This is a genomic window from Nostoc sp. UCD121 (assembly GCF_014222285.1).
In the GTDB taxonomy this organism is placed as follows: domain Bacteria; phylum Cyanobacteriota; class Cyanobacteriia; order Cyanobacteriales; family Nostocaceae; genus Nostoc.
The window spans coordinates 1-242 of the sequence record NZ_JACKZS010000612.1; the positions used below are offsets into that span (position 1 = coordinate 1).

1 protein-coding gene is annotated in these 242 nt (G+C 63.6%); it reads right to left on the bottom strand.

Annotated features, from left to right (window positions below; all coding sequences use genetic code 11):
* Nucleotides 1-242 (bottom strand): AMP-binding protein (locus GNF10_RS37695; protein ID WP_185607556.1); only part of this gene is annotated, 242 nt, incomplete at both ends.

Genomic DNA, 242 nt, shown 5'->3' on the forward strand with positions numbered 1-242 from the left:
CGATGTAGCTGTGGCCGGTGACCCAGCCGACGTCGGCGGTGCACCAGTAGATGTCGTCCTCGCGCAGGTCGAACACCGCTTCATGGGTGTAGGCCGCATACAGCAGGTAGCCGCCGGTGGTGTGCAGCACACCCTTCGGCTTGCCGGTGGAACCGGAGGTGTAGAGGATGAACAACGGGTCTTCCGCGTTCATGCGTTCCGGTTCGCAGGTGGACGGCTGGCTGTCCACCACATCGTGGAAC